Here is a 25359-nt window from a genome sequence, read left to right on the forward strand (position 1 = left end):
GCATTCTTGATCTATTGGTAACTCATGAATCCCATCGTAATTAACAGGCTGCAGCGCAAGCTGGGCTACACTTTTCAACAGCAAGAACTTTTGCTGCAGGCGCTGACTCACCGCAGCGCCAGCAGCAAACATAATGAACGTCTTGAGTTCCTGGGCGACTCTATTTTGAGTTTTGTCATCGCCAATGCGCTCTACCACCGCTTTCCTCGCGTAGACGAGGGCGATATGAGCCGTATGCGCGCCACGCTGGTGCGCGGCAATACGCTGGCGGAGATGGCTCGTGAGTTTGACCTGGGCGAATGTTTACGCCTTGGCCCTGGCGAGCTGAAAAGCGGCGGTTTCCGTCGCGAGTCGATTTTGGCGGATACGGTGGAAGCCTTGATTGGCGGCGTCTTCCTGGACAGCGATATTCAGACCGTCGAACGTTTGATTCTTGACTGGTATCGTAGCCGGTTGGATGAAATCAGCCCGGGCGACAAGCAGAAAGACCCAAAAACCCGTTTGCAGGAGTTTCTGCAGGGGCGTCATCTGCCGTTGCCTTCTTATCTGGTGGTGCAGGTTCGCGGTGAAGCGCACGACCAGGAGTTTACCATCCACTGTCAGGTGAGTGGTTTGAGCGAACCGGTGGTAGGCACCGGCTCAAGCCGCCGTAAAGCCGAGCAGGCGGCAGCGGAACAAGCGCTGAAAAAGCTGGAGCTTGAATGAGCGAAGAAACACAATACTGCGGATTTATCGCGATCGTTGGGCGTCCCAATGTGGGCAAATCCACGTTGCTGAACCAACTGCTGGGGCAAAAAGTCTCCATTACCTCGCGTAAGCCGCAGACCACGCGTCACCGCATTATGGGTATCGACACTGAAGGGCCTTATCAGGCGATCTACGTGGATACCCCGGGGCTGCACATCGAAGAAAAACGTGCCATCAACCGCCTGATGAACCGTGCGGCCAGCAGCTCGATCGGCGATGTGGAGCTGGTGATCTTCGTGGTCGAAGGCACCAACTGGACCGACGACGATGAGATGGTGCTGAACAAACTGCGCAGCCTGAAGTGCCCGGTACTGCTGGCGATCAACAAGGTCGACAACGTAACCGACAAATCCAAACTGCTGCCGCATATCGCTTTCCTCAGCCAGCAGATGAACTTCCTCGACGTGGTGCCAATCTCCGCCGAGAAAGGGATGAATGTCGACACCATCGCCGGCATTGTGCGCAAGCTGCTGCCGGAAGCGGAACACCACTTCCCGGAAGATTACATCACCGATCGTTCGCAGCGTTTTATGGCGTCGGAAATTATCCGCGAAAAACTGATGCGTTTCCTGGGTGAAGAGCTGCCTTATTCGGTGACCGTTGAGATTGAACAGTTCGTCGCCAACGACCGCGGCGGCTATGACGTGCATGGTCTGATCCTGGTTGAGCGCGAAGGCCAGAAGAAAATGGTTATCGGCAACAAGGGCGCGAAGATTAAAACCATCGGTATTGAAGCCCGTCAGGACATGGAACAGATGTTTGAAGCCAAAGTGCATCTGGAACTGTGGGTGAAAGTTAAATCCGGCTGGGCGGACGACGAACGTGCGCTGCGCAGCCTGGGCTATGTCGACGATCTGAAGTAACCGCCGATGGACGGCTGGGAGCGCGCTTTCGTCCTGCATGGGCGACCGTACAGTGAAACCAGCCTGATGCTGGATCTGTTTACCGAAGGCCACGGGCGGGTGCGTTTACTGGCCAAAGGCGCGCGTAGCCGCCGTTCCAATCTGAAGGGCTGCCTGCAGCCCTTTACCCCTCTGTTAGTCCGCTGGGGCGGGCGTGGCGAAGTAAAAACGCTGCGCAACGCCGAAGCAGTCTCCCTCGGTTTACCTCTCAGTGGCATGATGCTGTACAGCGGCCTGTACGTTAACGAATTGCTGTCGCGCGTGCTGGAGCAGGAAGCCAACTATTCGGTACTGTTCTTTGACTACCTGCAGTGTCTGCAGGCGCTGGCGGCGGCAGACGGTTCGCCGGAACATGCGCTGCGGCAGTTTGAACTGGCGCTGTTGCATCATCTGGGTTACGGCGTGGATTTTCTGCACTGCGCCGGCAGCGGCGAGGCGGTCGATGACGGCATGACCTACCGCTATCGTGAGGAAAAAGGCTTTATTGCCAGCCTGGTAGTGGATCATTACAGCTTTACCGGCCGCGAACTGCGCGCGCTGGCCGAGCGTCAGTTCCCGGATGCCGATACCCTGCGCGCCGCCAAACGTTTTACCCGTATCGCATTGAAACCCTATCTTGGCGGCAAGCCGCTGAAAAGCCGCGAGCTGTTTCGTCAGTTCGTCCGTAAGCAACCGCATACGCCGGTTGATGACGCCTGACGCCCTTTCTGCTTTTGCCGCTTTCCGCCTGCGTGTAAACTGCGGGAACGAAAATTTCAATCTAAGAGGTTGTCATGGCTGATTTACTGCTCGGCGTTAATATCGATCATATCGCCACCTTGCGTAACGCGCGCGGAACCCAATATCCCGATCCGGTACAGGCGGCATTTACCGCTGAACAGGCCGGTGCAGACGGCATTACGGTTCATCTGCGTGAGGACCGCCGCCACATCACCGATCGCGACGTGCGTATTTTGCGCCAGACCATCCAGACGCGGATGAATCTGGAAATGGCCGTGACCGACGAGATGCTGGACATCGCCTGTGAACTGCAGCCGCACTTCTGCTGCCTGGTGCCGGAAAAGCGTGAGGAAGTGACCACCGAGGGCGGGCTGGACGTCGCCAGCCAGTTGGACAAAATGACGCTGGCGGTTGAGCGTCTGACGCAGGCGGGCATTCAGGTTTCGCTGTTTATCGACCCGGATCATCGCCAGATTGATGCGGCGGTGGCGGTGGGCGCGCCGTACGTTGAGATTCACACCGGCGCCTATGCCGAAGCGCAGGGTGAGCTGGCGGTAGAGGCCGAACTGCTGCGCATTGCGCAGGCGGCGCGCTATGCGGCGGAAAAGGGTCTGAAGGTCAATGCCGGCCACGGTCTGACCTACCATAACGTGCAGCCGATTGCCGCGTTGCCGGAAATGCATGAGCTGAATATCGGCCACGCCATTATCGGGCAGGCGGTGATGAGCGGCCTGGCAGACGCGGTTGCCGAGATGAAGCTGCTGATGCGGGAAGCGCGTCGCTAATGGCGGTACTTGGGCTTGGCACCGATATCGTTGAAATTGCACGTATTGAAGCGGTGGTTGAACGCAGCGGCGATCGGCTGGCGCGGCGCGTGCTGAACGCGGCCGAATGGGCGCTCTATCAGCAGCATCAGCAACCGGTGCGTTTTCTGGCCAAGCGTTTTGCCGTCAAAGAGGCGGCGGCAAAGGCGTTCGGCACCGGTATTCGCAACGGCCTGGCGTTTAATCAGTTCGAAGTGTTTAACGACGGATTAGGCAAGCCGAATATTCGCCTGCATGAACGGGCGGCGGAGCTGGCGCAGGAAATGGGTGTGACGAACATCCACGTTTCACTGGCCGATGAGCGCCGTTATGCCTGCGCGACGGTGATAATCGAAAGCTGATGACGATACGGACGCCGCCGGGCGCGGCGTCCGTGAATTACAGCCTGTCGGCGTGATGCAGCACCACAAATTTATCCCACAGCTGTTCCTGGCTTTCCGTATGCTGCGGGTCGACCACAATGGTGTTATCAATCGGGCATACCTGCTGACAGGTCGGCGTATCATAATGACCGACGCATTCGGTGCAGCGTTCGGTATCAATCTGGTAAATGTCCGCACCCATTGAGATAGCCTGATTCGGGCACTCGGGTTCACACATATCGCAGTTGATGCATTTTTTGGTAATCAGCAGAGCCATATTAGTAACAATTCCATCTTACATGCCGGGGGGGCGCAGAAGCAGTTTCTGCCGCCGCGCACTTTACCATAAAATCGCTTCTTTTCTGGTTATTTCTTAACCGCGCAGGTGGTTTTCATCAGGCAGATCAACTTTGTCTTCTGCCAGACTATCATAGGCCACCATCTCTTGCCCTGAGTAAACTTGGCGTTGCTTTTGCTGTATCGCGTAGGCTGCCATATCAGGTTGGGTAATGGCGATGCCGGTTTGTTGGGCGAAGATTTGGATGAAATTGAACGCGCTGTAAGGCGTATCTATCTGTCGGTGCTGCGTAGCATTATCGGACAAGATCACCAAAGGCACGTCGTAATTTTGCTTGAATTCACTGCTATGGCGCAGATAGGAGTCTCCGCCGATATAACGCTTGGCCAAGCCGTGATCGGAGAAATAAAACAGCTTGAAAGGGCGCTGTGTCTGCTGCAGTAGGTGGTAGGTCTGCTGAATAAAGTCGTCGGTTTTTCGATAGGTGGAGAGATAGCATGATAGATCCTGGTTTTTAACGCTGAACGTTGGTTCGGCACCATTCAGACGTGCACAGAAATCTGGATGCGATCCCATGATATGTAAGATAAACAGTCCATTATGACTATTTTTTAGCGTATGGGAAAAGGGCGACAGCAGTTGATAATCATCGGTGTTTGACGACAGATAGTCCCCGTGCTTAAGGAAATAGCGCCGGTCGCTGTAGCTGGCGATTTTAGACGCTGGGATATCATAATCGCCAATGAATCCTTGGTTGGAAAACCAGTAGGTCTGTATGCCGGCGGCCTTGGCCAGCGTTACGACGTTATTTGCGTAATCAACCTGTTTACCTTGGCTGAGCGCCAGTGTACGGGGCAGGGACTCGAAGGTATTGGGGGCAGTAGAAATATAGTTGCTGTAAAAGTCGCCGTTAGCCTGGTCGAGAAACGGTGTGGTTGGCAGCGGGTAGCCAAAAAGAGACATATAGTCTCGTCGCATACTCTCCCCGATGATAATGACATAATTAGCCTGTCGATCGGCTGATGGAGTGACAATCCAGTCGGGAGAGGTGGTGCGGGCCATATCAAGCCGTGTGATTTGCTCTTGATAATTTCGATAACTGGTGAATGCCGATAAAAAGTAATCAGTAATTTTTAGTGTATGTAAGTTATTGCTTGCACCATAAACTAAAAAAATGAGAGCTAATAATAACCAATAAGGTAGATTTTTCTTCACCGTAGTAGACGAACGCCAAGCATATCGACTAAGTGATATTAATAGTACGATAACTAAAATTGGTAGTAGATAACACCGTTTCGGCATTGAAAGCAAAAACTCATGTGCCTCCAATATATTGGTTTGCATTAATGCTGAAATTACCGATACTGATGGCTTGCCGTAAATATAACCTATTGGGAAGTATATCGCACATAGGATAAAAAAGGGTATGACGAGAAGATAACGTAATAATGGAACTGATGATAGCGAGGGTAATATTAGCATCATCAGTAGGATGTCGATGATATTTGCGTTATGGTAGCCTAGGGAGTAGGTCAACACAACTGATGAAGTAATATATAGGGCAATAACTAGAATAGTGTGAGGAGTAATACTTGTGCGTGTTTTTCCAGCAATTAATGTGTGCATAGTCATTAAATTAACTTAATAATTTGTGTCCGTACGAAAATATCCCCAAAAGGGGATACGCCTAGCGACCGCGGAATGTATTTGGAATTAATCTATGGCAAGAAATATCTTAATTTATATGCGGTGTAGGTTATTATACGCCTACACCAATTTTTTCATCAACTGTTCGCTATGTTTAATACGTACTCGCGCATGATCCAAATCATGTTGGATTAACGCCATAAACAACAGGTCGGTAAGGGCATATTGGGCAGTGCTGGAGGAAATGGCGGCGCTGCGGGTGCTGGGTTCTTCGGCAATGGTATACAGGCAGTGGTCCGCACGCTGCTGCAGGCTGTTGGGGGAAAAGCAGGTGAGCGCCAGAACTTGTGCGCCGGCCGCTTTGGCTTCGTCGGCGGCCAGATTGATTTCGCGCCGCTCGCCGCTGAAGGAGAGGGCAACCAGCAAGTCTTGCGGGTCCAGCGCCTGCACCGCAGCCAGTTGCGCATGCATATCGGCTTCGGCCACCGCCATCACGCCGATTTTCAGCAGTTTGTAGGAAAAGTCTTTGGCGACCAGACCTGAGGCGCCAATCCCCATCAGAAACACTCGCCGCGCGCCGCGCAGCATGGTTAAGGCCTGGTACAGGCGTTCTTCACTGTTAATATCCAGCGTGGCGCGCAACGCCGCCTGTTTCTCCAGTAAGAGCTTCTCACCGACGATTTTGAGCGTATCGCTGCTGAGAATCCGGTTATGCACGGTCACCACCGGCTCCGACTGCGGCTGTGCCAGCGTTTCGCTCAGCGCCAGTTTCAGCGCCGGGAAACCTTTATAACCCATCTTCTGCGCAAACTTGACCACGCTGGACTGGCTGACGCCGGCCACCTGGGCCAGTTTTTGTGAACTCAGATGGCGAGCCTCTTCGGCGTTGTGCAGCAGGTAATCCGCCAGTTTTCGATCGTTCTGCGCCAGGGCGGGATACATTTGACGAATGCGAAGAAGGGTACTCATGCCGTTATTCCTAATAGTGCCAGTGGGAAGATGTTGCCATAACGGCGCGTTGGCGCGCAGTAAAAATTTTTGTGAGCGCGCCAGTATAAACTAGCAAATAGTGCTCGCTTTGTTGAATTAAATATTCAAATATTATCTTGTATTTTTGAATTAAAAATTCCAGAGGTTACCCAATGAATTTAGGCGCACTCGTATCCGAAACCCGCAATCCAGAGACGATGACGTTGGATGAAATGTCGACGCTGGAGATGGTGACCTGCTTTAACCATGAAGACCGTAAAGTGCCGCAGGCGATTGCGGCGGTACTACCGGAGATCGCTCAGGCGGTCGATTTGGCAGCGGCGGCGCTGCAGACAGGCGGCCGCCTGATTTATCTGGGGGCGGGCACCAGCGGTCGCCTTGGCGTGCTGGACGCGTCCGAATGTCCGCCAACCTTCGGCGTGCCGCACGGTGTGGTCGTGGGTCTGATCGCCGGCGGCCCCGGCGCGCTGTTAAAAGCGGTAGAGGGCGCTGAGGATGACGCAGCGCTGGGGGAGCGTGACCTGCAGGATCTGACGTTAACACCGACTGACATGGTGGTTGGGCTGGCGGCTTCCGGCCGTACGCCTTATGTGATCGGCGCATTGCGCTATGCGCGTCAGTTAGGTTGCCCGACGGCGGCGATCTCCTGTAATCCCGACTCGCCGATCGCTGCGGAAGCACTGGTGGCAATTTCCCCGCTGGTCGGTCCGGAGGCGTTGACCGGTTCGACCCGTATGAAGTCCGGCACTGCGCAAAAACTGGTGCTGAACATGATCTCAACCGGCGCGATGGTCAAACTGGGCAAGGTGTACCAAAACTTGATGGTGGACGTGAAGGCGACCAACGTAAAGCTGGTGGATCGTGCCTGCCGCATTGTCGTTGAGGCGACCGGCGCCGAACGCAGCCAGGCGGAAACTGCGCTGGCGCAGACTGATTTTGAGGTGAAGCCGGCGATTCTGATGCTGTTGGCCGGAATCAGCGCTGAAGAGGCGCTGCGGCGTTTACAGGCGCATCACGGCTACCTGCGTGCAGCGTTGGCGGATTAATGGCTCATTGAGGTGATCAATGGATAAGACGGCGGCACTGGCCCGGCAGATTTTGGCGGGCGTCGGCGGCGAGGGGAACATCCTCAAGCTGGAAAATTGCATGACGCGGGTTCGTGTCGAAGTCAGCGATGAGCGGCGCCTGGAGCTGCCTTTGCTGCAGCGGCTGGACGGCGTGAAGGGATATATAAAGCAGGGTGAACAGCACCAGTTTATCGTTGGACCGGGCGCCGCCGCCAAGGTGGTGGATGAGATGCGCGCCTTGCTGAGTGAGCCTGCTGCCTCTCTCGATGCCGGTGATAACATTGCCGAAAATAAGGCCGCCGCCAAAGCCAAATACGCCGCGCCGATGAGCGGGGTGCTGAAAAAACTGGCTAATATCTTTATACCGCTGATACCGGCATTTATCGCCTCCGGCCTGATTACCGGTATTATTAATCTTTTGAAGCGGCCGAATATCGCCGGCGATATCGCCCTGAGCTACCCGAATATACTTGGCCTGCTGGCGATCTTCGGCAGCGCGGTGTTCGCCATTATGAATATTTTGGTCGGCGTTAACGCGGCGCGGGTGTTCGGCGGTTCGCAGGCGATGGGCGGGGTAATGGCCGGCATTCTTTCCAGTCCGCAGCTGGCGCAAATAACCCTGTTTGGCGAAGCGCTGCAGCCGGGGCGCGGCGGTGTGATCGCTGTGCTGCTGGTGGTGGCGCTGATGTGCTGGCTGGAAAAGCGCCTGCGCAGGCTGCTGCCGGAATCGGTGGAGCTGATTTTAAATCCGCTGCTGACTACGTTGATTACCGCTTCGCTGGCGATTGCGATCCTGCAGCCGTTAGGCGGTTATATTTCCGATGCGATTACCCACGGTGCCAACCTGGCGCTGGACAAGGGCGGGCTGCTGGTTGGCGCACTACTGTCCGGCCTGTTTCTGCCGCTGGTGTTGTCCGGGCTGCATCAAGGGTTGGTGCCGATCCACGTTGAACTGGTGCAGGCGCATGGTGCCAATCCGCTGCTGCCGATTTTGGCGATGGCGGGCGTAGGGCAGGTTGGTGCAACCCTCGCCGTACTGTTGAAAACTCGTAACGCGCGGCTGAAAAAAGTGATTAAGGGCGCGCTGCCGGTTGGTATTCTGGGCATTGGCGAGCCGCTGATTTTTGGCGTGACGCTGCCGCTGGGCAAACCATTTATTGGCGCCTGCCTCGGCGGTGCGGTCGGCGGTGCGCTGATCAGCTACTGGAAGGTGGCGACGGTGATTACCTTCGGCCTCTCCGGGCTGCCTTTGGCGTTGACTATCGTCTCGGGCAAGGTGATGTTGTATCTGGCCGGGATGCTGATTACGATTGTAGCAGGGTTCATTTTCACCTGGGTCATGGGGTTCAACGATCCTGAGGAGTAGCGTTTGAGTGACCAGTCACGCCAGAAGGCCGAAGAGTCGCGCCGCATCGTGTTCTTCGATCTGGATGGCACTTTGCATCAGGAAGATATGTTTGGCAGCTTCTTGCGCTTTTTATTGCGGCATCAGCCGCTGAATCTTGTGTTGGTGATCCCCCTGTTGCCGTTGGTGGGCGCGGCGCTGCTGATTGCCGGACGCGCGGCGCGCTGGCCGATGAGCCTGCTGCTGTGGGCAATCACTTTTGGCCATTCGGAGGCGCGGTTGCGGGCGCTGGAAGCGCGCTTTGTCGCCTACTTCCGCGCCAAGGTGACCGCATTTCCTGTGGTGCAGATGCGGTTACGCCAGTATCTTGATGCGCATGATGCGCAGGTGTGGCTGATTACCGGTTCACCGGAAAGGCTGGTGGAGCAGGTGTATCAGGATTCGCGGTTTTTACCGCGGGTGCGCTTGATCGGCAGCAGGATGACGCGCCGCTATGGCGGCTGGGTGCTGGTGATGCGTTGCCTGGGGGAACAAAAAGTAACGCAGTTGGAGCAGCGCATCGGCGCGCCGTTAAAATTGTACAGCGGCTACAGCGACAGCAAACAGGACAATCCGCTGCTGTTCTTCTGCGAACACCGCTGGCGGGTAAGTAAAGAAGGCGAGCTGCAGCAGTTGGAATAACAAAAAAGGGCAGGATGCGAATCCTGCCCTTTTTGCTGCTTACTTGCCGGCGCGGTTTACATGGCCGCTTTAAAGATGGCGACAATCTGCTCGTGGTTGGCCTGGATCGGGTTGGTGAAGCCGCAGGCGTCTTTCAGCGCGTTAGCCGCCAGCGTATCGAAGTCTTCTTCTTTCACCTGCAGATCGCGCAGCCCGGCCGGGATGCCGACATCCTGCGCCAGCTTGCGGATGGCTGCGATACAGGCCGCAGCGCCCTGACTGTCGTTCAGGTTGCTCACTTCCAGCCCCATCGCAACGGCGACGTCTTTCAGGCGGCCTGCCGCTACGGAGGCGTTGAACTCCTGTACGTGAGGCAGCAGCACCGCGTTGCAGACGCCGTGCGGCAGGTTATAGAAGCCGCCCAACTGGTGGGCCATGGCATGCACGTAGCCCAGAGAGGCGTTGTTGAACGCCATGCCGGCCAGGAACTGGGCGTAAGCCATATCTTCACGCGCCTGCATGTTCTTGCCGTCGTTCACCGCATCGCGCAGCGACGCCATAATCATGGTTACCGCCTTCAGTGCACAGGCGTCGGTGATCGGGTTGGCGGCGCTGGAGACGTAGGCCTCGATGGCGTGCGTCAGCGCGTCCATCCCGGTGGCCGCCGTCAGCCCTTTCGGCATGCCGGCCATCAGGTGCGGATCGTTAACGGACAGGATTGGCGTGACGTGTTTATCGACAATAGCCATTTTGATATGGCGGACTTCGTCGGTAATGATACAGAAACGGGTCATTTCTGACGCGGTGCCGGCGGTGGTGTTAATCGCCACCATCGGCAGCTGCGGTTTGGCGGAGCGGTCAACGCCCTCATAATCCTTGATATCGCCGCCGTTGGTGGCGACCAGCGCGATGCCTTTGGCGCAGTCGTGCGGAGAGCCGCCGCCAAGAGAGATGACGCAGTCGCACTGATGTTCGCGCAGCAGCGCCAGCCCCTGTTCAACGTTGCTGGTGGTTGGGTTAGGGTGAGTGCCGTTGTACACGCAGCTCTGGATATCCTGTGCGGTGAGCAGTTGTTGCACCTGGGCGACCACGCCGATGTCGTTCAGTACCCGGTCGGTGACGATCAACGCATGGCGCAGGCCTTGCTCTTGCATGGTTTTCGCCGCCTCTTCCAGGCAGCCGGAGCCGATCATATTAACGGAAGGAATATAGAATGTTGCAGCAGCCATTGTGCGCTCCTTGAAATCATTGATTTTATGGCTGCTACGTTACTCCGTTCGGGGGAGGTGAGACATGATCTACCACAATGATTTGGCGAATATTCAGCGTATTAGGGGCGTACACCGGGGAAAGGCCGCCATTCTGCACCCGCTGTGCGGGAGCGAGCGTGCTTTTGCCGGTGACAAAAGAGGAGCGGGAATCGGCTACTGTGTATAATGCCGGCCGCAAAGCGCACGAGGAACGAGATAATGACCGAATATAATGACGATTACTGGATGCGCCAGGCGCTGAAACTGGCCCTGCGTGCGCAGGAAGAAGGCGAGGTGCCGGTGGGGGCGCTGCTGGTGCTGGACAATCAGGTTATCGGCGAGGGCTGGAACCGGCCGATTGGCCGCCATGACCCGACCGCCCATGCGGAAATTATGGCGTTACGGCAGGGCGGCGCGGTGCTGCAGAACTACCGGCTGCTGAATGCGACGTTATACGTGACGCTGGAACCCTGCGTGATGTGTGCGGGCGCGATGGTGCACAGCCGCATACGGCGTCTGGTGTATGGCGCCTCAGACGAAAAGACCGGTGCGGCAGGCTCGCTGGTGGATATTCTGCGACATCCGGGCATGAATCATCAGGTGGAGATTACCGCTGGCGTACTGGCGGATGAGTGCGCCGCGACGCTGAGCAACTTTTTCCGCCTGCGCCGCGAACAGAAAAAGGCGCTGAAGCTGGCGCAGCGCGCGGCCGGCGCTGCGGATTAATCGAGGTTGAGCGCCAGTTTGGCCGGCACCGCCGGGTAGCTCTGCATCATGGCGGTCTGCTCCTGCCGTTCCCGCGCGGCTTTTTTCTCTTTTTCCTGCAGGTATCCCACCAGGCTGACCTGATAACGGCGGATGTTTTCTACGTAGTTATAGGCTTCCCGGCCGCGCGCATAGCCGTAGGTCAGCTGCGGGTAGTAGCGCTTTTGGCTGAGCATTGGCAGGCGCTGTTTCACATCGACCCAGCTGTCCGGATTGCCGCTTTGCATTTTGGTCAGTTTGCGCGCGTCGAGCATATGCCCCCAGCCGATGTTATAGGCCGCCAGCGCAAACCAGATCCTTTCATCTTCCGGCACCGTTTCCGGTATTTTTGCCATCAGGCGCTGCAGATAGAGTGCGCCGCCCTGAATACTCTCTTCCGGGTCGAGGCGGTCGTTCACGCCTAGTCCGTCGGCGGTAGCGCGGGTCAGCATCATCAGGCCGCGCACGCCGGTTGGCGAGGTCGCCAGTGGATTCCAGTGCGACTCCTGGTAGGCGATCGCCGCCAGCAGGCGCCAGTCAAACGCCGTGGCATATTTCTGGAACAGCGGCTGGTAGGTCGGTAGCACCGAATCGATCGCCGACAGGAAAGATTTGGTGTCCACGTAGTCGAAGCTGCCGACATGGCCGAGATATTTCTCTTCCAGCCGCGCCAGCGTGCCGTCTTCCACCATTTGGCTGAAGAAGTCCAGCATGGCGGCATACAGGCTGTCATCGCCGCTGCGTTTCAGGTACCAGGTGACCGGCTCCTCGTCGGCGACGTCGAAGGCGACGGCCAGTTGCGGGTGGATGCGCTGCAGCAGCGCGATGCTGACTGAATCGCCGATGGTGTAGTCCAGTTTGCCGGCGGCCACCTGCTCCAGCAGCTCGCGCGATGTCCGGTCGCTGGATGACTCCCACTGCAGGTCAGGATATTTATCGTGTTTCAGCTGTTTCAGCGTGCTGACGTGGGCGGAGCCGGAGGCCACCGCCAGTTTGCCTTTAATGTCGGCAAAGGTTTTCGGCCGCGCATTGCCCAGCCGGTACACCAGCTGCTGGGAGACGGAGTAGTAGGCCGGGCCGGTACGGGCGCGGCTGAGGCGCTCCTGATTGTAGATCAGGCCGGCGGCCAGAATATCAGCATCATTATCGTCCAGATCGTCAAACAGATCGTTGATGTTTTGATGCGGCAAAACGACCAGTTTCACGCCCAGATAATTGGCGAAGCGTTTCGCCAATTCATAGTCCAGGCCGCTCGGGCCTTTGGGGGTAGTGAAATAGGTTAACGGCGAGTTGAGCGTACTGATGCGCAGCTCTCCCCGGGATATGATCTCTTCGAGTTGCCCGCCCTGACCGCTGCGCCAGGGGATGTTCGGCCAGAGCGCAAGAGCCAGAAGCACGGTGATAACGCCGATGAGAATGTAGTTTAGTTTTTGGTGTTTCAAATAGTTATCTCGCGGCGACGCCTGTCTGCATCGGGCCGGAAAGCATTTATTAGTATGGGGATATCGACAGTATTTGCGGGCATTTTGCGTAACAAAACGCCAGTGTGCAACTTTATTGACACAATATGACAATCAGACGGCAGAATTAGGAATTATCAATAATCACCACGCAAACGGTTTCGTCTGCGGCGCGGATTCTCTATAATGGCGCGCGTTTTCCCCTGTTGCGCCCAATGAAGCGCTGAAATCAGCTGCTTCGAAGACGAGAGAACTTTGATTATGGAAATACTGCGTGGTTCGCCCGCTTTGTCGGCTTTTCGTATTACCAAACTGCTGTCCCGCTGCCAGGACGCACAACTTCCGGTCAGTGATATCTATGCCGAGTACGTCCACTTTGCCGATGTTAGCGCACCGCTAAGTGCCGAAGAACACGCCAAACTTCAGCGCTTGCTTAAGTATGGTCCCTCTCTCGCCGAACATGCCCCTGCAGGCCGCCTGCTGCTGGTGACGCCGCGTCCGGGCACGATTTCCCCCTGGTCTTCCAAAGCGACCGATATCGCCCATAACTGCGGTTTAACGCAGGTGGTGCGTCTGGAGCGCGGCCTGGCGTTTTATATCAGCGCGCCGGCGCTGGACGATGCGCAGTGGCGGCGGCTGGCCGCGCTGCTGCATGACCGCATGATGGAAACGGTATTTGACGATCTGCAACAGGCACAACAGCTGTTTGCTCATCATCAGCCGTCCCCTTACCAGACGGTGGACGTGCTGGGCGAAGGGCGCGGCGCGCTGGAGCAGGCCAACCTCAAGCTTGGCCTGGCGCTGGCGCAGGATGAAATTGACTACCTGCTGAATGCCTTTACCGGTTTGGGGCGCAACCCGACGGATATCGAACTGTATATGTTCGCGCAGGCCAACTCTGAGCACTGTCGTCATAAAATTTTCAACGCTGACTGGGTGATTGACGGCGAACAGCAACCGAAGTCGCTGTTCAAAATGATCAAAAATACCTTTGAGCAGACGCCGGATCACGTGCTGTCGGCCTATAAAGACAACGCCGCGGTGATGGAAGGCTCTCAGGTCGGCCGCTTTTTCGCCGCGCCGGGCAGCGACCAGTATGATTACCATCAGGAAGATGCGCATATCCTGATGAAGGTGGAAACCCACAACCACCCGACCGCTATTTCGCCATGGCCGGGCGCCGCGACCGGCTCCGGCGGCGAGATCCGCGATGAAGGTGCCACCGGGCGCGGGGCGAAGCCGAAGGCCGGCCTGGTCGGTTTCTCGGTGTCCAACCTGCGTATCCCTGGCTTTGAACAGCCGTGGGAGCAGGACTTCGGCAAGCCGGAGCGCATTGTTACCGCGTTGGACATCATGACCGAAGGCCCGCTGGGCGGCGCGGCGTTTAACAACGAATTCGGCCGTCCGGCGCTGCTGGGCTACTTCCGTACTTATGAAGAGCAGGTCAACAGCCACAACGGCGTCGAACTGCGCGGCTATCACAAGCCGATTATGCTGGCCGGCGGCATCGGCAACATCCGCGCTGACCACGTACAAAAAGGTGAAATCACCATCGGCGCCAAGCTGGTGGTGCTGGGCGGCCCGGCGATGAATATCGGCCTGGGCGGCGGCGCGGCGTCTTCCATGGCCTCCGGCCAGTCTGACGCTGACCTGGATTTTGCCTCGGTACAGCGCGATAACCCGGAAATGGAGCGTCGCTGTCAGGAAGTGATCGACCGCTGCTGGCAGCTCGGTGCGGAAAACCCGATTCTGTTTATTCACGACGTCGGCGCGGGCGGCCTGTCCAACGCCATGCCGGAGCTGGTCAGCGACGGCGGCCGCGGCGGGCGTTTCGAACTGCGCGACATCCTGAACGATGAGCCGGGCATGAGCCCGCTGGAAGTGTGGTGTAACGAATCGCAGGAGCGTTACGTGCTGGCGGTGGCGCCGGAACAGCTGGCGCAGTTTGACGAAATCTGCCGCCGCGAGCGCGCGCCGTACGCGGTGATCGGCGAGGCGACCGAAGAGCAGCATCTGACGCTTAACGATACACATTTCGACAACCAGCCAATCGATATGCCGCTGGACGTCCTGCTGGGCAAAACGCCGAAAATGACGCGCGACGTCACCCGGCTGCAGGCGCAGGGCGAGCCGATGGCGCGCGAAGCGATTACGCTGGCGGACGCGGTGAAGCGCGTGCTGCACCTGCCGACCGTGGCGGAAAAAACGTTCCTGATCACCATCGGCGACCGTACCGTTACCGGTATGGTGGCGCGCGACCAGATGGTGGGGCCGTGGCAGATTCCGGTGGCCGACTGCGCGGTGACCACCGCCAGCCTCGACAGCTACTACGGTGAAGCAATGTCGATCGGCGAACGCGCGCCGGTGGCGTTGCTGGACTTTGCCGCTTCCGGTCGTCTGGCGGTCGGTGAAGCGCTGACCAATATGGCGGCGACGGAAATCGGTTCGCTCAAACGCGTGAAGCTGTCCGCTAACTGGATGGCCGCTGCGGGCCACCCGGGCGAAGATGCCGGCCTGTATGAAGCGGTAAAAGCGGTGGGCGAAGAGCTGTGTCCGGCGCTGGGCATCACCATCCCGGTGGGTAAAGACTCGATGTCGATGAAAACCCGCTGGCAGGAAGGTGACGAACAGCGCGAAATGACGTCACCGCTGTCGCTGGTGATCACCGCCTTTGCCCGCGTGGAAGACGTGCGCCACACCGTGACGCCGCAGCTGCGCACCGACAAGGGTGACACTGAACTGCTGCTGATCGACCTCGGCAACGGCCATAATGCGCTGGGCGCTACCGCGCTGGCGCAGGTGTATCGGCAACTGGGCGACAAGCCGGCGGATGTGCGTAATGTCGAACAGTTGGCCGGCTTCTTTAACGCCATGCAGCAGCTGGTGGCCGATCGTGCGCTGCTGGCTTACCACGACCGTTCCGACGGCGGCCTGCTGGTGACGCTGGCGGAAATGGCCTTTGCTGGCCATTGCGGCGTGGAGGCGGATATTCAGACGCTGGGCGCGGATACGCTGGCGACGCTGTTCAACGAAGAACTGGGTGCGGTGATTCAGGTCAGCGCCGATCGGGTCGAGGCGGTACTGCAGGCGTTTGCCCAACACGGTCTGGTGGACAATGTGCACCGCATCGGCCGCGTGCAGCAGGACGATCGCTTTGTGATCAAGAGTGGCGAGCAGCCGGTATACAGCGAAAGCCGCAGCACCCTGCGCACCTGGTGGGCGGAAACCACCTGGCAGATGCAGCGCCTGCGCGATAATCCGAGCTGTGCCGATCAGGAACACCAGGCCAAGCAGAATGACAGCGATCCGGGGCTGAACGTCAAGCTGACCTTTGCGCCGGATGACGACATCGCTGCGCCTTATATCGCCAGCGGCGCGCGTCCGAAGGTGGCGGTGCTGCGTGAGCAGGGCGTCAACTCGCACGTGGAGATGGCGGCAGCGTTCCACCGCGCCGGTTTTGACGCGGTGGACGTGCATATGAGCGACCTGCTGTCCGGGCGCCGCGACCTGCAGGACTTCCACACGCTGGTGGCCTGTGGCGGCTTCTCGTACGGCGACGTGCTGGGCGCCGGAGAAGGCTGGGCGAAGTCCATTCTGTTTAACGAGCGGGTGCGTGATGAATTCACCTCGTTCTTCCATCGTCCGCAGACGCTGGCGCTGGGCGTATGTAACGGCTGCCAGATGTTGTCCAACCTGCGCGACCTGATCCCGGGCGCCGAGCACTGGCCGCGTTTTGTACGCAACCTGTCGGACCGTTTTGAAGCGCGCTTTAGCCTGGTGGAAGTGGCGGCCAGCCCGTCGCTGTTTATGCAGGATATGGCCGGCTCGCGGATGCCGATCGCGGTTTCACACGGCGAAGGTCACGTAGAGGTGCGTGACGCGGCCCATCTGGCGGCGCTGGAGAGCCATAACCTGGTGGCGTTGCGCTTTGTGGACAACGCCGGTCAGGTGACGGAGAACTATCCGGCCAACCCGAACGGCTCACCAAACGGTATCACTGCGGTGACCAGCGCCAGCGGGCGCGCGACGGTGATGATGCCGCACCCTGAGCGCGTATTCCGCACCGTTAGCAACTCTTGGCATCCGGAAGAGTGGGGCGAAGACAGCCCGTGGATGCGGATGTTCCGCAACGCCCGCCGGCAGTTAGGCTAAATCGCGGTTTGAGGCCGGGCCATCTTCGGCTCGGCCAGCGAGATAATAAGGGAACGGTGACGTTCCCTTTTTTAATGCATTGTATTTAAAAGTTTTTATATAAAATGTCGGTATTTTGCGACAAGGGTTATTTAGGGTGTCGTCAAAAGGTGACATTTAACGTATTGATTTATAAGAGTGATAATAAAATTCACTTAAGGTGTCGGGTTTTGGCGACGGCATGGCGAAGAAAGCAGCGCCGGCAGCATGACCATAAGCGGACTGAAAATAGATAATTAAATTTTAATCAAATAAAATCAATACATTATGCTGTGCATCTTAAAGTTGGCACGCTGTGTGCATTAATGACTGCAGTTGCTCATTCAACTTTTTATGACGGCGCCGTCTTGTGACGGACATCTTGCCTCATAAGCCTCCGAATGATGCCAAAGAAATGGTGCCTATCGTCCAACTAAACCGATAATTGCCGCTTACGCGACTTTATCAAGCATCGGGCGACACGTGGAGTGAGGCACCGCCTGTATCCAACTGTGATGAGCTTTTTCATCAATCCCGGATACATTAGGATGCTATTCGTCCTGTTCGATGCCAGCATTTTGCTACATCACCCAGGGGACGAGGCCAACGGGCATCCACATCTTCCTTGCGCTGGGGCGCGATGCCCCAACGTCAATTTCCTTGTTCCCGCTGCGATTTTCCCTTTTTCCTGTGCTATTGCCGTCCTGGATGCCATACCCGGTGAAACTTCACTGTCCGATCCCGCCGTTCAGGCTTTTCTCTTGCTGAAGACTCGGTTAGCATCAGGGCAGACAAGGGACAATGAGATGATTTCGTTGAAAAGATGGCGTTTATTCCCCCGCTCGCTGCGCCAACTGGTGCTGATGGCGTTTCTGTTGGTGCTGCTGCCGTTGCTGGTGCTGGCCTATCAGGCCTACCAGAGCCTCGATCATCTCAGCGCGCAGGCGGCTAATATCAACCGGACGACGCTGGTGGACGCGCGCCGCAGTGAGGCGATGACCAGCGTGGCGCTGGAGATGGAACGCAGCTACCGGCAATATTGCGTGCTGGTCGATCCCACGCTGGCGCGGCTGTATCAGAACCAGCGTAAGCAATATTCGCAAATGCTCGACGCGCATGCCCCAATCCTGCCCGATGAACGCTATTATCAAACATTGCGTCAGCTGCTAACGCAGCTGGCGACCATCCAGTGCCAGAGCAGCGGTCCGGATAAAGACGCCTCAACCCTGCTTGAATCCTTCTCCAATTCCAATGCGGAAATGGTGCAGGCGACGCGGGCGGTGGTATTTTCCCGCGGCCAGCAGCTGCAGCAGGCAATTGCCGAGCGGGGCCAGTACTTCGGCTGGCAGGCGCTGCTGCTGTTTTTGGTCAGCGTGCTGCTGGTGGTGCTGTTTACCCGGATGATTATCGGGCCGGTCAAGGCGATCGAACGGATGATTAACCGGCTGGGCGAGGGGCGGGCGCTCGGTTCCGCCGCGACGTTTAAAGGGCCGCGCGAGCTGCGCTCTTTGGCGCAGCGCATTATCTGGCTGAGCGAACGGCTGGCCTGGCTGGAATCTCAGCGTCACGAGTTCCTGCGCCATATTTCCCATGAGCTGAAAACGCCGCTTGCCAGCATGCGCGAAGGCACCGAGCTGCTGGCGGATGAGGTGGCCGGTCCGCTGACCGCCGACCAGAAAGAGGTGGTGACGATTCTCGACCAGAGCAGCCGCCATCTGCAGCAGCTGATTGAGCAACTGCTGGACTATAACCGTAAGCTGGCCGACGGCCCGTCGGAGCATGAGGCGGTCGCGCTGACGGAGATGGTTGAGCAGGTGGTGGCCGCGCACAGCCTGCCGGCAAGGGCCAAGCTGATTCGCACCGATATCGCGCTGGAAGCGAAAAACTGTTGGGCAGAGCCTACGCTATTAATGCGCGTGCTGGATAATCTCTATTCCAATGCGGTGCACTATGGCAAGGAATCCGGTAACATTTGGATTCGCAGCCGTCAGGCAGGGCAGCGGGTGCAGATTGACGTCGCCAACACCGGCACGCCAATCCCCGAAGCCGAACGAGCCATGATTTTCGAGCCTTTTTTCCAGGGTAGTCACCAGCGAAAAGGGGCGGTAAAAGGAAGCGGACTGGGGCTGAGTATCGCTCATGACTGCATCCGCCGCATGCGCGGGGAGCTGCAGTTGGTTGACGTCGACGATGCCGATGTCTGTTTCCGTATTGAATTGCCACTAACCGCCGAGAACGAATAAATAATGTACACATGGTCTAAACGCGCTCGTCTACCGAAGACCGAACCTTCAACGCGCGCGCAGCAACGTGCTTTGCTCGGCAAACGTCCGCTCTCTTTATTGGGGACGCTGTTTTTTGTCCCGCTGTTGCTGGCAGGCTGCGCCGATCGCGCCGTCAGCGGCGGTTTGGGACAGCAGCCCCAAGAGGCGATTCCTGACGCCAAAGTGGTGGATTACCACATCGCGCCTTGCGACACCCTGTGGCAGTTGGACGGTAAAGAAGCGCTGGAGAATTCCCTGTACTGGCTGCGCGCCATGGACTGTGCCGAACGTATCGGATCCACGCAGGCGCGCGCGCAGGCGAGAGCGCTGCCGGCCGCCAGCTGGGACGGCGTTTTCAAGCAAAGCATTCTGCTCGGCAGCGCCGAGCCAACCCAGGCGGAGCGGCGTCAGATGCTCGATCGGCTTAACGGCTATCGCCTGGATTTCCCCAGCTCTCTGCGTCCATTGCTGCAGCTGTGGCGTCAGCAGCAGCAGCAGCAGGTAGCGTTGGCCGAAGAGCGACTGCGTTACCAGCGTCTGCAGGAAAACAGCGACAACCAGGTCGATGCTCTGCGCCAAAGTCAGGCGCGGTTGCAAAATCAGCTGCAGGAAACCTCGCGTAAACTGGAGAACCTGACGGACATTGAGCGGCGTCTCTCCTCGCGCAAACAGCTGCAGGGCGAGCTGCCGGACAATAACGCGCCGCAGGGCAAGGCCGGTAACGGCGCCTCGGTGCGCAAGACGGCTGAGCCGGAAAGCATACCGGAAAAAGGCACCGCCATTCCCGTCGAGCCTGAAGATACTTACGCGCCACCTGAGGCCAACAAGGAGTCCGACGCGCAATGACAGCACGTAAAGCGGCCAATTTACTTCTGGTTGATGACGATCCCAGCCTGCTGAAGCTGCTGGGCATGCGCCTGACCAGCGAAGGTTTTCACGTTACGACCGCCGAAAGCGGACAGGAAGCGCTGCGCCTGCTGGCGCGCGAGCAGATCGATCTGGTGATCAGCGATCTGCGCATGGATGAGATGGACGGCATGGCGCTGTTTGCGGAAATCCAAAAGCGTCAGCCCGGCATGCCGGTGATTATTCTGACCGCGCACGGCTCCATTCCGGACGCCGTGGCGGCGACCCAGCAGGGGGTATTCAGCTTCCTGACCAAACCGGTCGATCGCGATGCGTTATACAAGGCGATTGACGAAGCGCTGTCGCTGTCGGCGCCGGCGGGCGATGACAGCTGGCGTGAGGATATCGTCACCCGCAGCCCGGCGATGCTGCGTCTGCTGGAGCAGGCGAACATGGTGGCGCAGTCGGACGTCAGCGTACTGATTAACGGCCAAAGCGGCACCGGTAAAGAGGTGCTGGCGCAGGCGATCCACCGCGCCAGCCCGCGCGCCAAGAAAGCCTTTATCGCCATTAACTGCGGCGCGCTGCCGGAACAGCTGCTGGAGTCTGAGCTGTTCGGCCATGCCAAAGGCGCCTTTACCGGCGCGGTCAGCAACCGCGAGGGGTTGTTCCAGGCGGCGGCGGGCGGCACGCTGTTCCTCGATGAAATCGGCGATATGCCGCTGTCGCTGCAGGTTAAACTGCTGCGCGTGCTGCAGGAGCGCAAGGTGCGTCCGCTGGGCAGCAACCGCGATCTGGATATCGACGTGCGCATTATCTCGGCGACCCACCGTGACCTGCCGAAGGCGATGGCGAAAAACGAATTCCGTGAGGATTTGTACTACCGCCTGAACGTGGTGAACCTGAAGATCCCGGCGCTGAACGAGCGCGCCGAGGATATTCCGTTGCTGGCCAATCACCTGCTGCGTGAATCGGCCAAACGGCATAAACCGTTTGTGCGCAGTTTCTCCACCGATGCGATGAAGCGTCTGATGACCGCCAGCTGGCCGGGCAACGTGCGTCAGCTGGTGAACGTGATCGAACAGTGCGTGGCGCTGACCTCGGCGCCGGTGATCGGCGAGGCGCTGGTTGAGCAGGCGCTGGAGGGCGAAAACACCGCGCTGCCGACCTTTGCCGAGGCGCGCAACCAGTTTGAGCTGCATTACCTGCGCAAACTGCTGCAGATTACCAAGGGCAATGTGACACAGGCGGCGCGTATGGCGGGCCGTAACCGTACCGAATTTTATAAGTTGCTGTCGCGCCACGAACTGGACGCCAACGACTTTAAAGAATGATATTTTCAACCCACTAAGCGGGTGTGGATATCCCCCAGCCGATGCGTAAACGGCGCGGTGAAGGGTATACACTCCATGTTTGTGATGCATGGCAGAGCATAAAGTTATGAGCAGATCACTTTCCATTGCGTTGGCCCAGCTGAATTTGCTGGTGGGCGACATTGAAGGCAACAGCGAACGCATGTTGCAAATCGTGCAGGAGCAGCAGAAGGCGGGAGCCGATCTGGTCATGTTCACCGAACTGGCGCTGTCCGGCTATCCGCCGGAAGACCTCCTGTACCGCGATGATTTTTACCAGCGCTGCGACGTGCAGCTGGGCCGCCTGCAGCAGGCGTCCGGCGAGGTGGCGATTCTGGTTGGCCACCCGTGGCGTGAAGAGGGCAAACTGTATAATGCCCTGTCGCTGTTTGCCGAAGGTAAACTGCAGGCGCGCTACTTCAAGCAGCAACTGCCCAACTACGGCGTGTTTGATGAAAAACGCTACTTCCATGAAGGGGATGCCAGCTGCGTCGTCGAGCTGAAAGGCTACCGTCTGGGGCTGCTGATTTGTGAGGATCTGTGGTTCCCGCAGCCGATCGATACGCTGAAAGCGGCCGGCGCCGAGATCGTGCTGTCGATCAACGCGTCGCCGTATAACCGCGAGAAGCCGTATATCCGCAAGACGCTGATGGCCGGCCACTGTCGCCGCACCGATCTGCCGCTGGTGTACCTGAACCAAATCGGCGGCCAGGACGAGCTGATTTTCGACGGCTGCTCGAAGGTGTTCGACGCCGCCGGCAATATGACGCACCGCCTGGCGGCCTTTGCCGAACAGGTCACGCTGCTGCGCTTCAACGAGCTGGAGGTTGAGCCGATGACCGCGCCGGCCGCCGAGCTGCCGCAGCTGGCGCAGATTTACGAGGCGCTGGTGCTGGCGGTGCGCGACTATGTGAATAAGAATGGCTTCCAGGGCGCGGTGCTTGGCCTGTCCGGCGGTATCGACTCGGCGCTGACGCTGGCGATCGCCGTCGATGCGCTCGGCAAAGAAAAAGTGCAGGCGCTGATGATGCCGTTCCGCTATACCGCCGATATCAGCATCGCCGATGCAAAAGAAGAGGCGGAGATTCTGGGGGTGGAATTTGACGTGGTCTCCATCGAGCCGATGTTCGACGCCTTTATGGGGCAGCTGGCGCCGATGTTTGCCGGCACCGAGCGAGACACCACCGAAGAGAACCTGCAGGCGCGCTGCCGCGGCGTGGTGCTGATGGCGCTGTCCAACAAGCGCCGCAGCATCGTGCTCACCACCGGCAACAAGAGCGAGATGGCGGTGGGTTACGCGACGCTGTACGGCGATATGGCCGGTGGTTTCGACGTGCTGAAGGACGTGCCGAAAACGCTGGTGTTCAAACTGTCGGAGTACCGTAACACCGTCTCCTACGTCATCCCGCAGCGGGTGATTGACCGTCCGCCGTCGGCGGAGCTGGCGCCGGATCAGGTCGACCAGGACAGCCTGCCGCCGTATGACATTCTGGATGCTATTCTGGAAGGCTATGTCGAACACGACAAGTCGGTGGCCGATCTGGTGGCGGCCGGCTTTGACGAGGCGGTGGTGCGCAAGGTGATCCGTCTGGTGGATATTAATGAGTATAAACGGCGTCAGGCCGCCGTCGGGCCGCGTATTACCGCCCGTAACTTCGGCAAGGACCGCCGCTATCCGATCACATCCGGCTTTGGCCGCAAAAATTGGTAATTAAGGAATACAAATGAAGAAGATTGACGCGATTATCAAGCCGTTCAAACTGGATGACGTGCGTGAAGCGCTGGCGGAAGTCGGCATCACCGGGATGACGGTCACCGAGGTCAAAGGTTTTGGCCGCCAGAAAGGGCATACCGAACTGTACCGCGGCGCGGAGTATATGGTCGACTTTCTGCCGAAGGTGAAGATTGAGATTGTGGTGGCCGATGATATCGTCGACACCTGCGTGGAAACCATTATGCAGACCGCGCAGACCGGCAAGATTGGCGACGGCAAGATCTTCGTTTTCGACGTGGCGCGCGTGGTGCGTATCCGCACCGGCGAGCAGGACGAAGAGGCGATTTAAGCGATGCGCCGGGCAGGGTAGCCCTGCCCGGCGGCGAACCTTACAGCACCTTATGCGGGCCGAAGCATTCGTAATGCATGCGTTCGGCGTCGACGCCCATCTCCAGCAGCTGTTTGGCGACAAACTGCATAAAGCCGACCGGGCCGCAGAAGTAGTAGTGCATCTGCGGATTCACCAGCGTCGCGCGCAGCGCGCCAAGATCCATCAGACCCTGTGACTGATAGTCACGTCCAGCCACATCATCCTTGCCCGGTTCGCGGTACCAGACGTGACGGCTGAGGTTCGGCATTTCTGCGGCGATAGCCGCCACTTCATCGGCAAAAGCATGCACCTGGCCGTTTTCCGCCGCGTGCAGCCAGTGCACCTCGGCCTGATGCCGTTTGGCGTGCAGCGTATTGAGCATGCCCAGCATCGGCGTCTGACCAACGCCGGCGGAGATCAGCGCCACCGGCGTGGTCGGCGCCACGTCGAGGAAGAAGTCGCCGTGCGGCGGCGCGATATCGATGACATCGCCTTCCTGTGCTTTCTGATGCAGATAGTTGGATACCAGCCCGCGATCCTCGCGTTTGACCGCAATGCGGTAGTATTCGCCGTTAGGGGCGGCGGTCAGGGAATATTGGCGGATTTCCTGATGTTCCAGGCCATCGTCCTTGATATATACCGCCAGATACTGCCCCGGTTTAAAGTCAACCACCTTACCGCCGTCCACCGGCGCCAGAATAAAGCTGCTGATAATGTCGCTCTGCGGCTGTTTCTTCACAATGCGGAACGCGCGGCGATCGCGCCAGCCGCCGTCGCCGGTGGCGCTTTCCTGATAAATCTGCCCCTCGCGCTGGATAAACACGTCGGCCAGTACGCCGTAGGCTTTGCCCCAGGCATCCAGCACTTCCTGGCCCGGGCTGAACATTTCGTCCAGCGTCGCCAGTAGGTGGGTGCCGACGATCTGATACTGCTCCGGCTGGATATTGAAGCTGGTATGTTTTTGCGCGATGCGTTCCACTGCCGGCAACAGCGCCGCCAGGTTTTCCAGATTACCGGCGTAGGCGCAGATGGCGTCGAACAGCGCCTGCCGCTGGTCGCCGTTACGCTGGTTGCTCATGTTGAAAATATCTTTCAGCTCTGGATTGTGGGTAAACATGCGGTCGTAGAAATGGGCAGTCAGTTTGGGGCCGGTCGCCGCCAGCAGAGGAATGGTTGATTGGACGGTGGCGATGGTTTGTTGATCCAGCATGGTCATACTCCTGTATATGTCCGGCCTGCTTCAGGTATCAGGCGGGTCATCAGTTTATCCCCACGGTTTCCCATGTTTTTTGATGGATTGTGGGGCAGCCTTATGGTGAAGTTTTAATGTTGCATTTTAAATGCATCTTATAAGCTTCTTAACAGGTTGTAAATACCCGCTTTTTTGTTGCGTATTTGTTAACTGACGATCCGCCTCACAGAACATGAAAAAAACGCATCGGGCCGATGAGAAAATATCCGTTGAAATACGGGAAGCTTAAATGGATTAAAGCCTTGCGCAGCCTCAAGCCAATCGTTTGCGTAAAAACCTCTGTCAAGGCCTATCCTCAATGGGGGAAAACAGTTTACACTGTGGCCCACAACCCAAAACGGGTGATTTTAAGTTAGCTGATTGAGTCAGGAGATG

21 protein-coding genes are annotated in these 25359 nt (G+C 57.9%); 15 read left to right on the plus strand and 6 right to left on the minus strand.

Translation table 11 applies throughout. The features are described 5' to 3' along the window. The first annotated feature begins 24 nt into the window (after positions 1-24). The 5 genes from rnc (at position 25) to acpS (ending at position 3534) form a co-directional block, all read left to right on the plus strand. Positions 25-705, plus strand: coding sequence for a ribonuclease III (rnc, locus tag HF675_RS05985; RefSeq protein ID WP_004929158.1), 681 nt, complete (start codon positions 25-27; stop codon positions 703-705). Continuing rightward, a complete protein-coding gene (gene era, locus HF675_RS05990; RefSeq protein ID WP_015673452.1) occupies positions 702-1610 on the plus strand; it encodes a GTPase Era in 909 nt (302 codons plus the stop codon). Before rnc ends, era begins: the two co-directional genes overlap by 4 nt. Positions 1611-1616: 6 nt before the next feature. After that, complete coding sequence (gene recO / locus HF675_RS05995) at positions 1617-2348, plus strand: DNA repair protein RecO (protein WP_105232220.1); 732 nt, start codon at positions 1617-1619, stop codon at positions 2346-2348. Between the two features lie 74 nt (positions 2349-2422). Further along, positions 2423-3154, plus strand: coding sequence for a pyridoxine 5'-phosphate synthase (gene pdxJ, locus HF675_RS06000; RefSeq protein ID WP_187044243.1), 732 nt, complete (start codon positions 2423-2425; stop codon positions 3152-3154). Beyond that, positions 3154-3534, plus strand: a complete 381-nt coding sequence (gene acpS / locus HF675_RS06005; RefSeq protein ID WP_015673449.1) for a holo-ACP synthase — start codon at positions 3154-3156, stop codon at positions 3532-3534. The genes pdxJ and acpS overlap by 1 nt, the downstream gene beginning before the upstream one ends. Before the next feature lie 37 nt (positions 3535-3571). On the opposite strand, the gene HF675_RS06010 is transcribed toward acpS, so the two are convergent. The 3 genes from HF675_RS06010 to HF675_RS06020 form a co-directional block, all read right to left on the minus strand. Then, positions 3572-3832, minus strand: a complete 261-nt coding sequence (locus tag HF675_RS06010; RefSeq protein ID WP_054306838.1) for a YfhL family 4Fe-4S dicluster ferredoxin — start codon at positions 3830-3832, stop codon at positions 3572-3574. A 96-nt stretch (positions 3833-3928) separates the two neighbouring features. Further along, positions 3929-5068: a phosphoethanolamine transferase gene (locus tag HF675_RS06015; RefSeq protein ID WP_255427337.1), complete on the minus strand. Its 1140-nt coding sequence runs from the start codon at positions 5066-5068 to the stop codon at positions 3929-3931. A 552-nt stretch (positions 5069-5620) separates the two neighbouring features. Then, positions 5621-6469 (minus strand): MurR/RpiR family transcriptional regulator, encoded by an 849-nt coding sequence (locus tag HF675_RS06020; RefSeq protein WP_105232217.1) that lies wholly within the window; start codon positions 6467-6469, stop codon positions 5621-5623. A 173-nt stretch (positions 6470-6642) separates the two neighbouring features. On the opposite strand from HF675_RS06020, the gene murQ reads away from it, so the two are divergent. The 3 genes from murQ to yfhb are packed head-to-tail and all read left to right on the plus strand — an operon-like array spanning position 6643 to position 9583. After that, on the plus strand, positions 6643-7536 hold the full coding sequence (gene murQ, locus HF675_RS06025; RefSeq protein ID WP_187044244.1) for an N-acetylmuramic acid 6-phosphate etherase: 894 nt from the start codon (positions 6643-6645) through the stop codon (positions 7534-7536). 19 nt (positions 7537-7555) lie between these two features. Next, complete coding sequence (locus HF675_RS06030; RefSeq protein WP_187044245.1) at positions 7556-8923, plus strand: PTS transporter subunit EIIC; 1368 nt, start codon at positions 7556-7558, stop codon at positions 8921-8923. A 3-nt stretch (positions 8924-8926) separates the two neighbouring features. Further along, a complete protein-coding gene (yfhb, locus tag HF675_RS06035) occupies positions 8927-9583 on the plus strand; it encodes a phosphatidylglycerophosphatase C (protein ID WP_105232214.1) in 657 nt (218 codons plus the stop codon). A gap of 56 nt (positions 9584-9639) precedes the next feature. On the opposite strand, the gene yiaY is transcribed toward yfhb, so the two are convergent. After that, positions 9640-10791, minus strand: a complete 1152-nt coding sequence (gene yiaY, locus HF675_RS06040; protein WP_187044246.1) for an L-threonine dehydrogenase — start codon at positions 10789-10791, stop codon at positions 9640-9642. Between the two features lie 240 nt (positions 10792-11031). On the opposite strand from yiaY, the gene tadA reads away from it, so the two are divergent. Next, positions 11032-11538 carry a tRNA adenosine(34) deaminase TadA gene (tadA, locus tag HF675_RS06045; RefSeq protein ID WP_105232212.1) on the plus strand — a complete coding sequence of 169 codons (507 nt, stop codon included), beginning with the start codon at positions 11032-11034 and terminating at the stop codon, positions 11536-11538. Here tadA and mltF read toward each other — a convergent pair. Next, positions 11535-12998, minus strand: coding sequence for a membrane-bound lytic murein transglycosylase MltF (gene mltF / locus HF675_RS06050; protein ID WP_105232211.1), 1464 nt, complete (start codon positions 12996-12998; stop codon positions 11535-11537). The genes tadA and mltF overlap by 4 nt on opposite strands. A gap of 279 nt (positions 12999-13277) precedes the next feature. Here mltF and purL point away from each other — a divergent pair, with 279 nt between their 5' ends. The 6 genes from purL (at position 13278) to glnB (ending at position 23711) form a co-directional block, all read left to right on the plus strand. Beyond that, entirely contained in the window at positions 13278-17168 is a 3891-nt protein-coding gene (gene purL / locus HF675_RS06055; protein ID WP_187044247.1) for a phosphoribosylformylglycinamidine synthase, read from the plus strand. Between the two features lie 824 nt (positions 17169-17992). Continuing rightward, positions 17993-19429, plus strand: a complete 1437-nt coding sequence (locus HF675_RS06060; protein WP_105232208.1) for a HAMP domain-containing sensor histidine kinase — start codon at positions 17993-17995, stop codon at positions 19427-19429. Positions 19430-19432: 3 nt separating this feature from the next. After that, positions 19433-20296, plus strand: a complete 864-nt coding sequence (gene qseG, locus HF675_RS06065) for a two-component system QseEF-associated lipoprotein QseG (RefSeq protein ID WP_105232207.1) — start codon at positions 19433-19435, stop codon at positions 20294-20296. Further along, positions 20293-21630 (plus strand): two-component system response regulator GlrR, encoded by a 1338-nt coding sequence (gene glrR / locus HF675_RS06070; RefSeq protein WP_105232206.1) that lies wholly within the window; start codon positions 20293-20295, stop codon positions 21628-21630. Before qseG ends, glrR begins: the two co-directional genes overlap by 4 nt. A 106-nt stretch (positions 21631-21736) precedes the next feature. Further along, complete coding sequence (locus HF675_RS06075) at positions 21737-23359, plus strand: NAD+ synthase (protein ID WP_160030266.1); 1623 nt, start codon at positions 21737-21739, stop codon at positions 23357-23359. A 13-nt stretch (positions 23360-23372) separates the two neighbouring features. Then, entirely contained in the window at positions 23373-23711 is a 339-nt protein-coding gene (gene glnB, locus HF675_RS06080; protein ID WP_004847623.1) for a nitrogen regulatory protein P-II, read from the plus strand. A gap of 40 nt (positions 23712-23751) precedes the next feature. Here the strand turns inward: glnB and hmpA are convergent, their stop codons facing one another. Continuing rightward, positions 23752-24942, minus strand: coding sequence for an NO-inducible flavohemoprotein (gene hmpA, locus HF675_RS06085; RefSeq protein WP_187044248.1), 1191 nt, complete (start codon positions 24940-24942; stop codon positions 23752-23754). Between the last annotated feature and the right edge of the window lie 417 nt (positions 24943-25359).

Origin of the sequence: Serratia sp. JUb9 (assembly GCF_014298095.1) — a bacterium.
GTDB classification, from domain to species: domain Bacteria; phylum Pseudomonadota; class Gammaproteobacteria; order Enterobacterales; family Enterobacteriaceae; genus Serratia_B; species Serratia_B rhizosphaerae.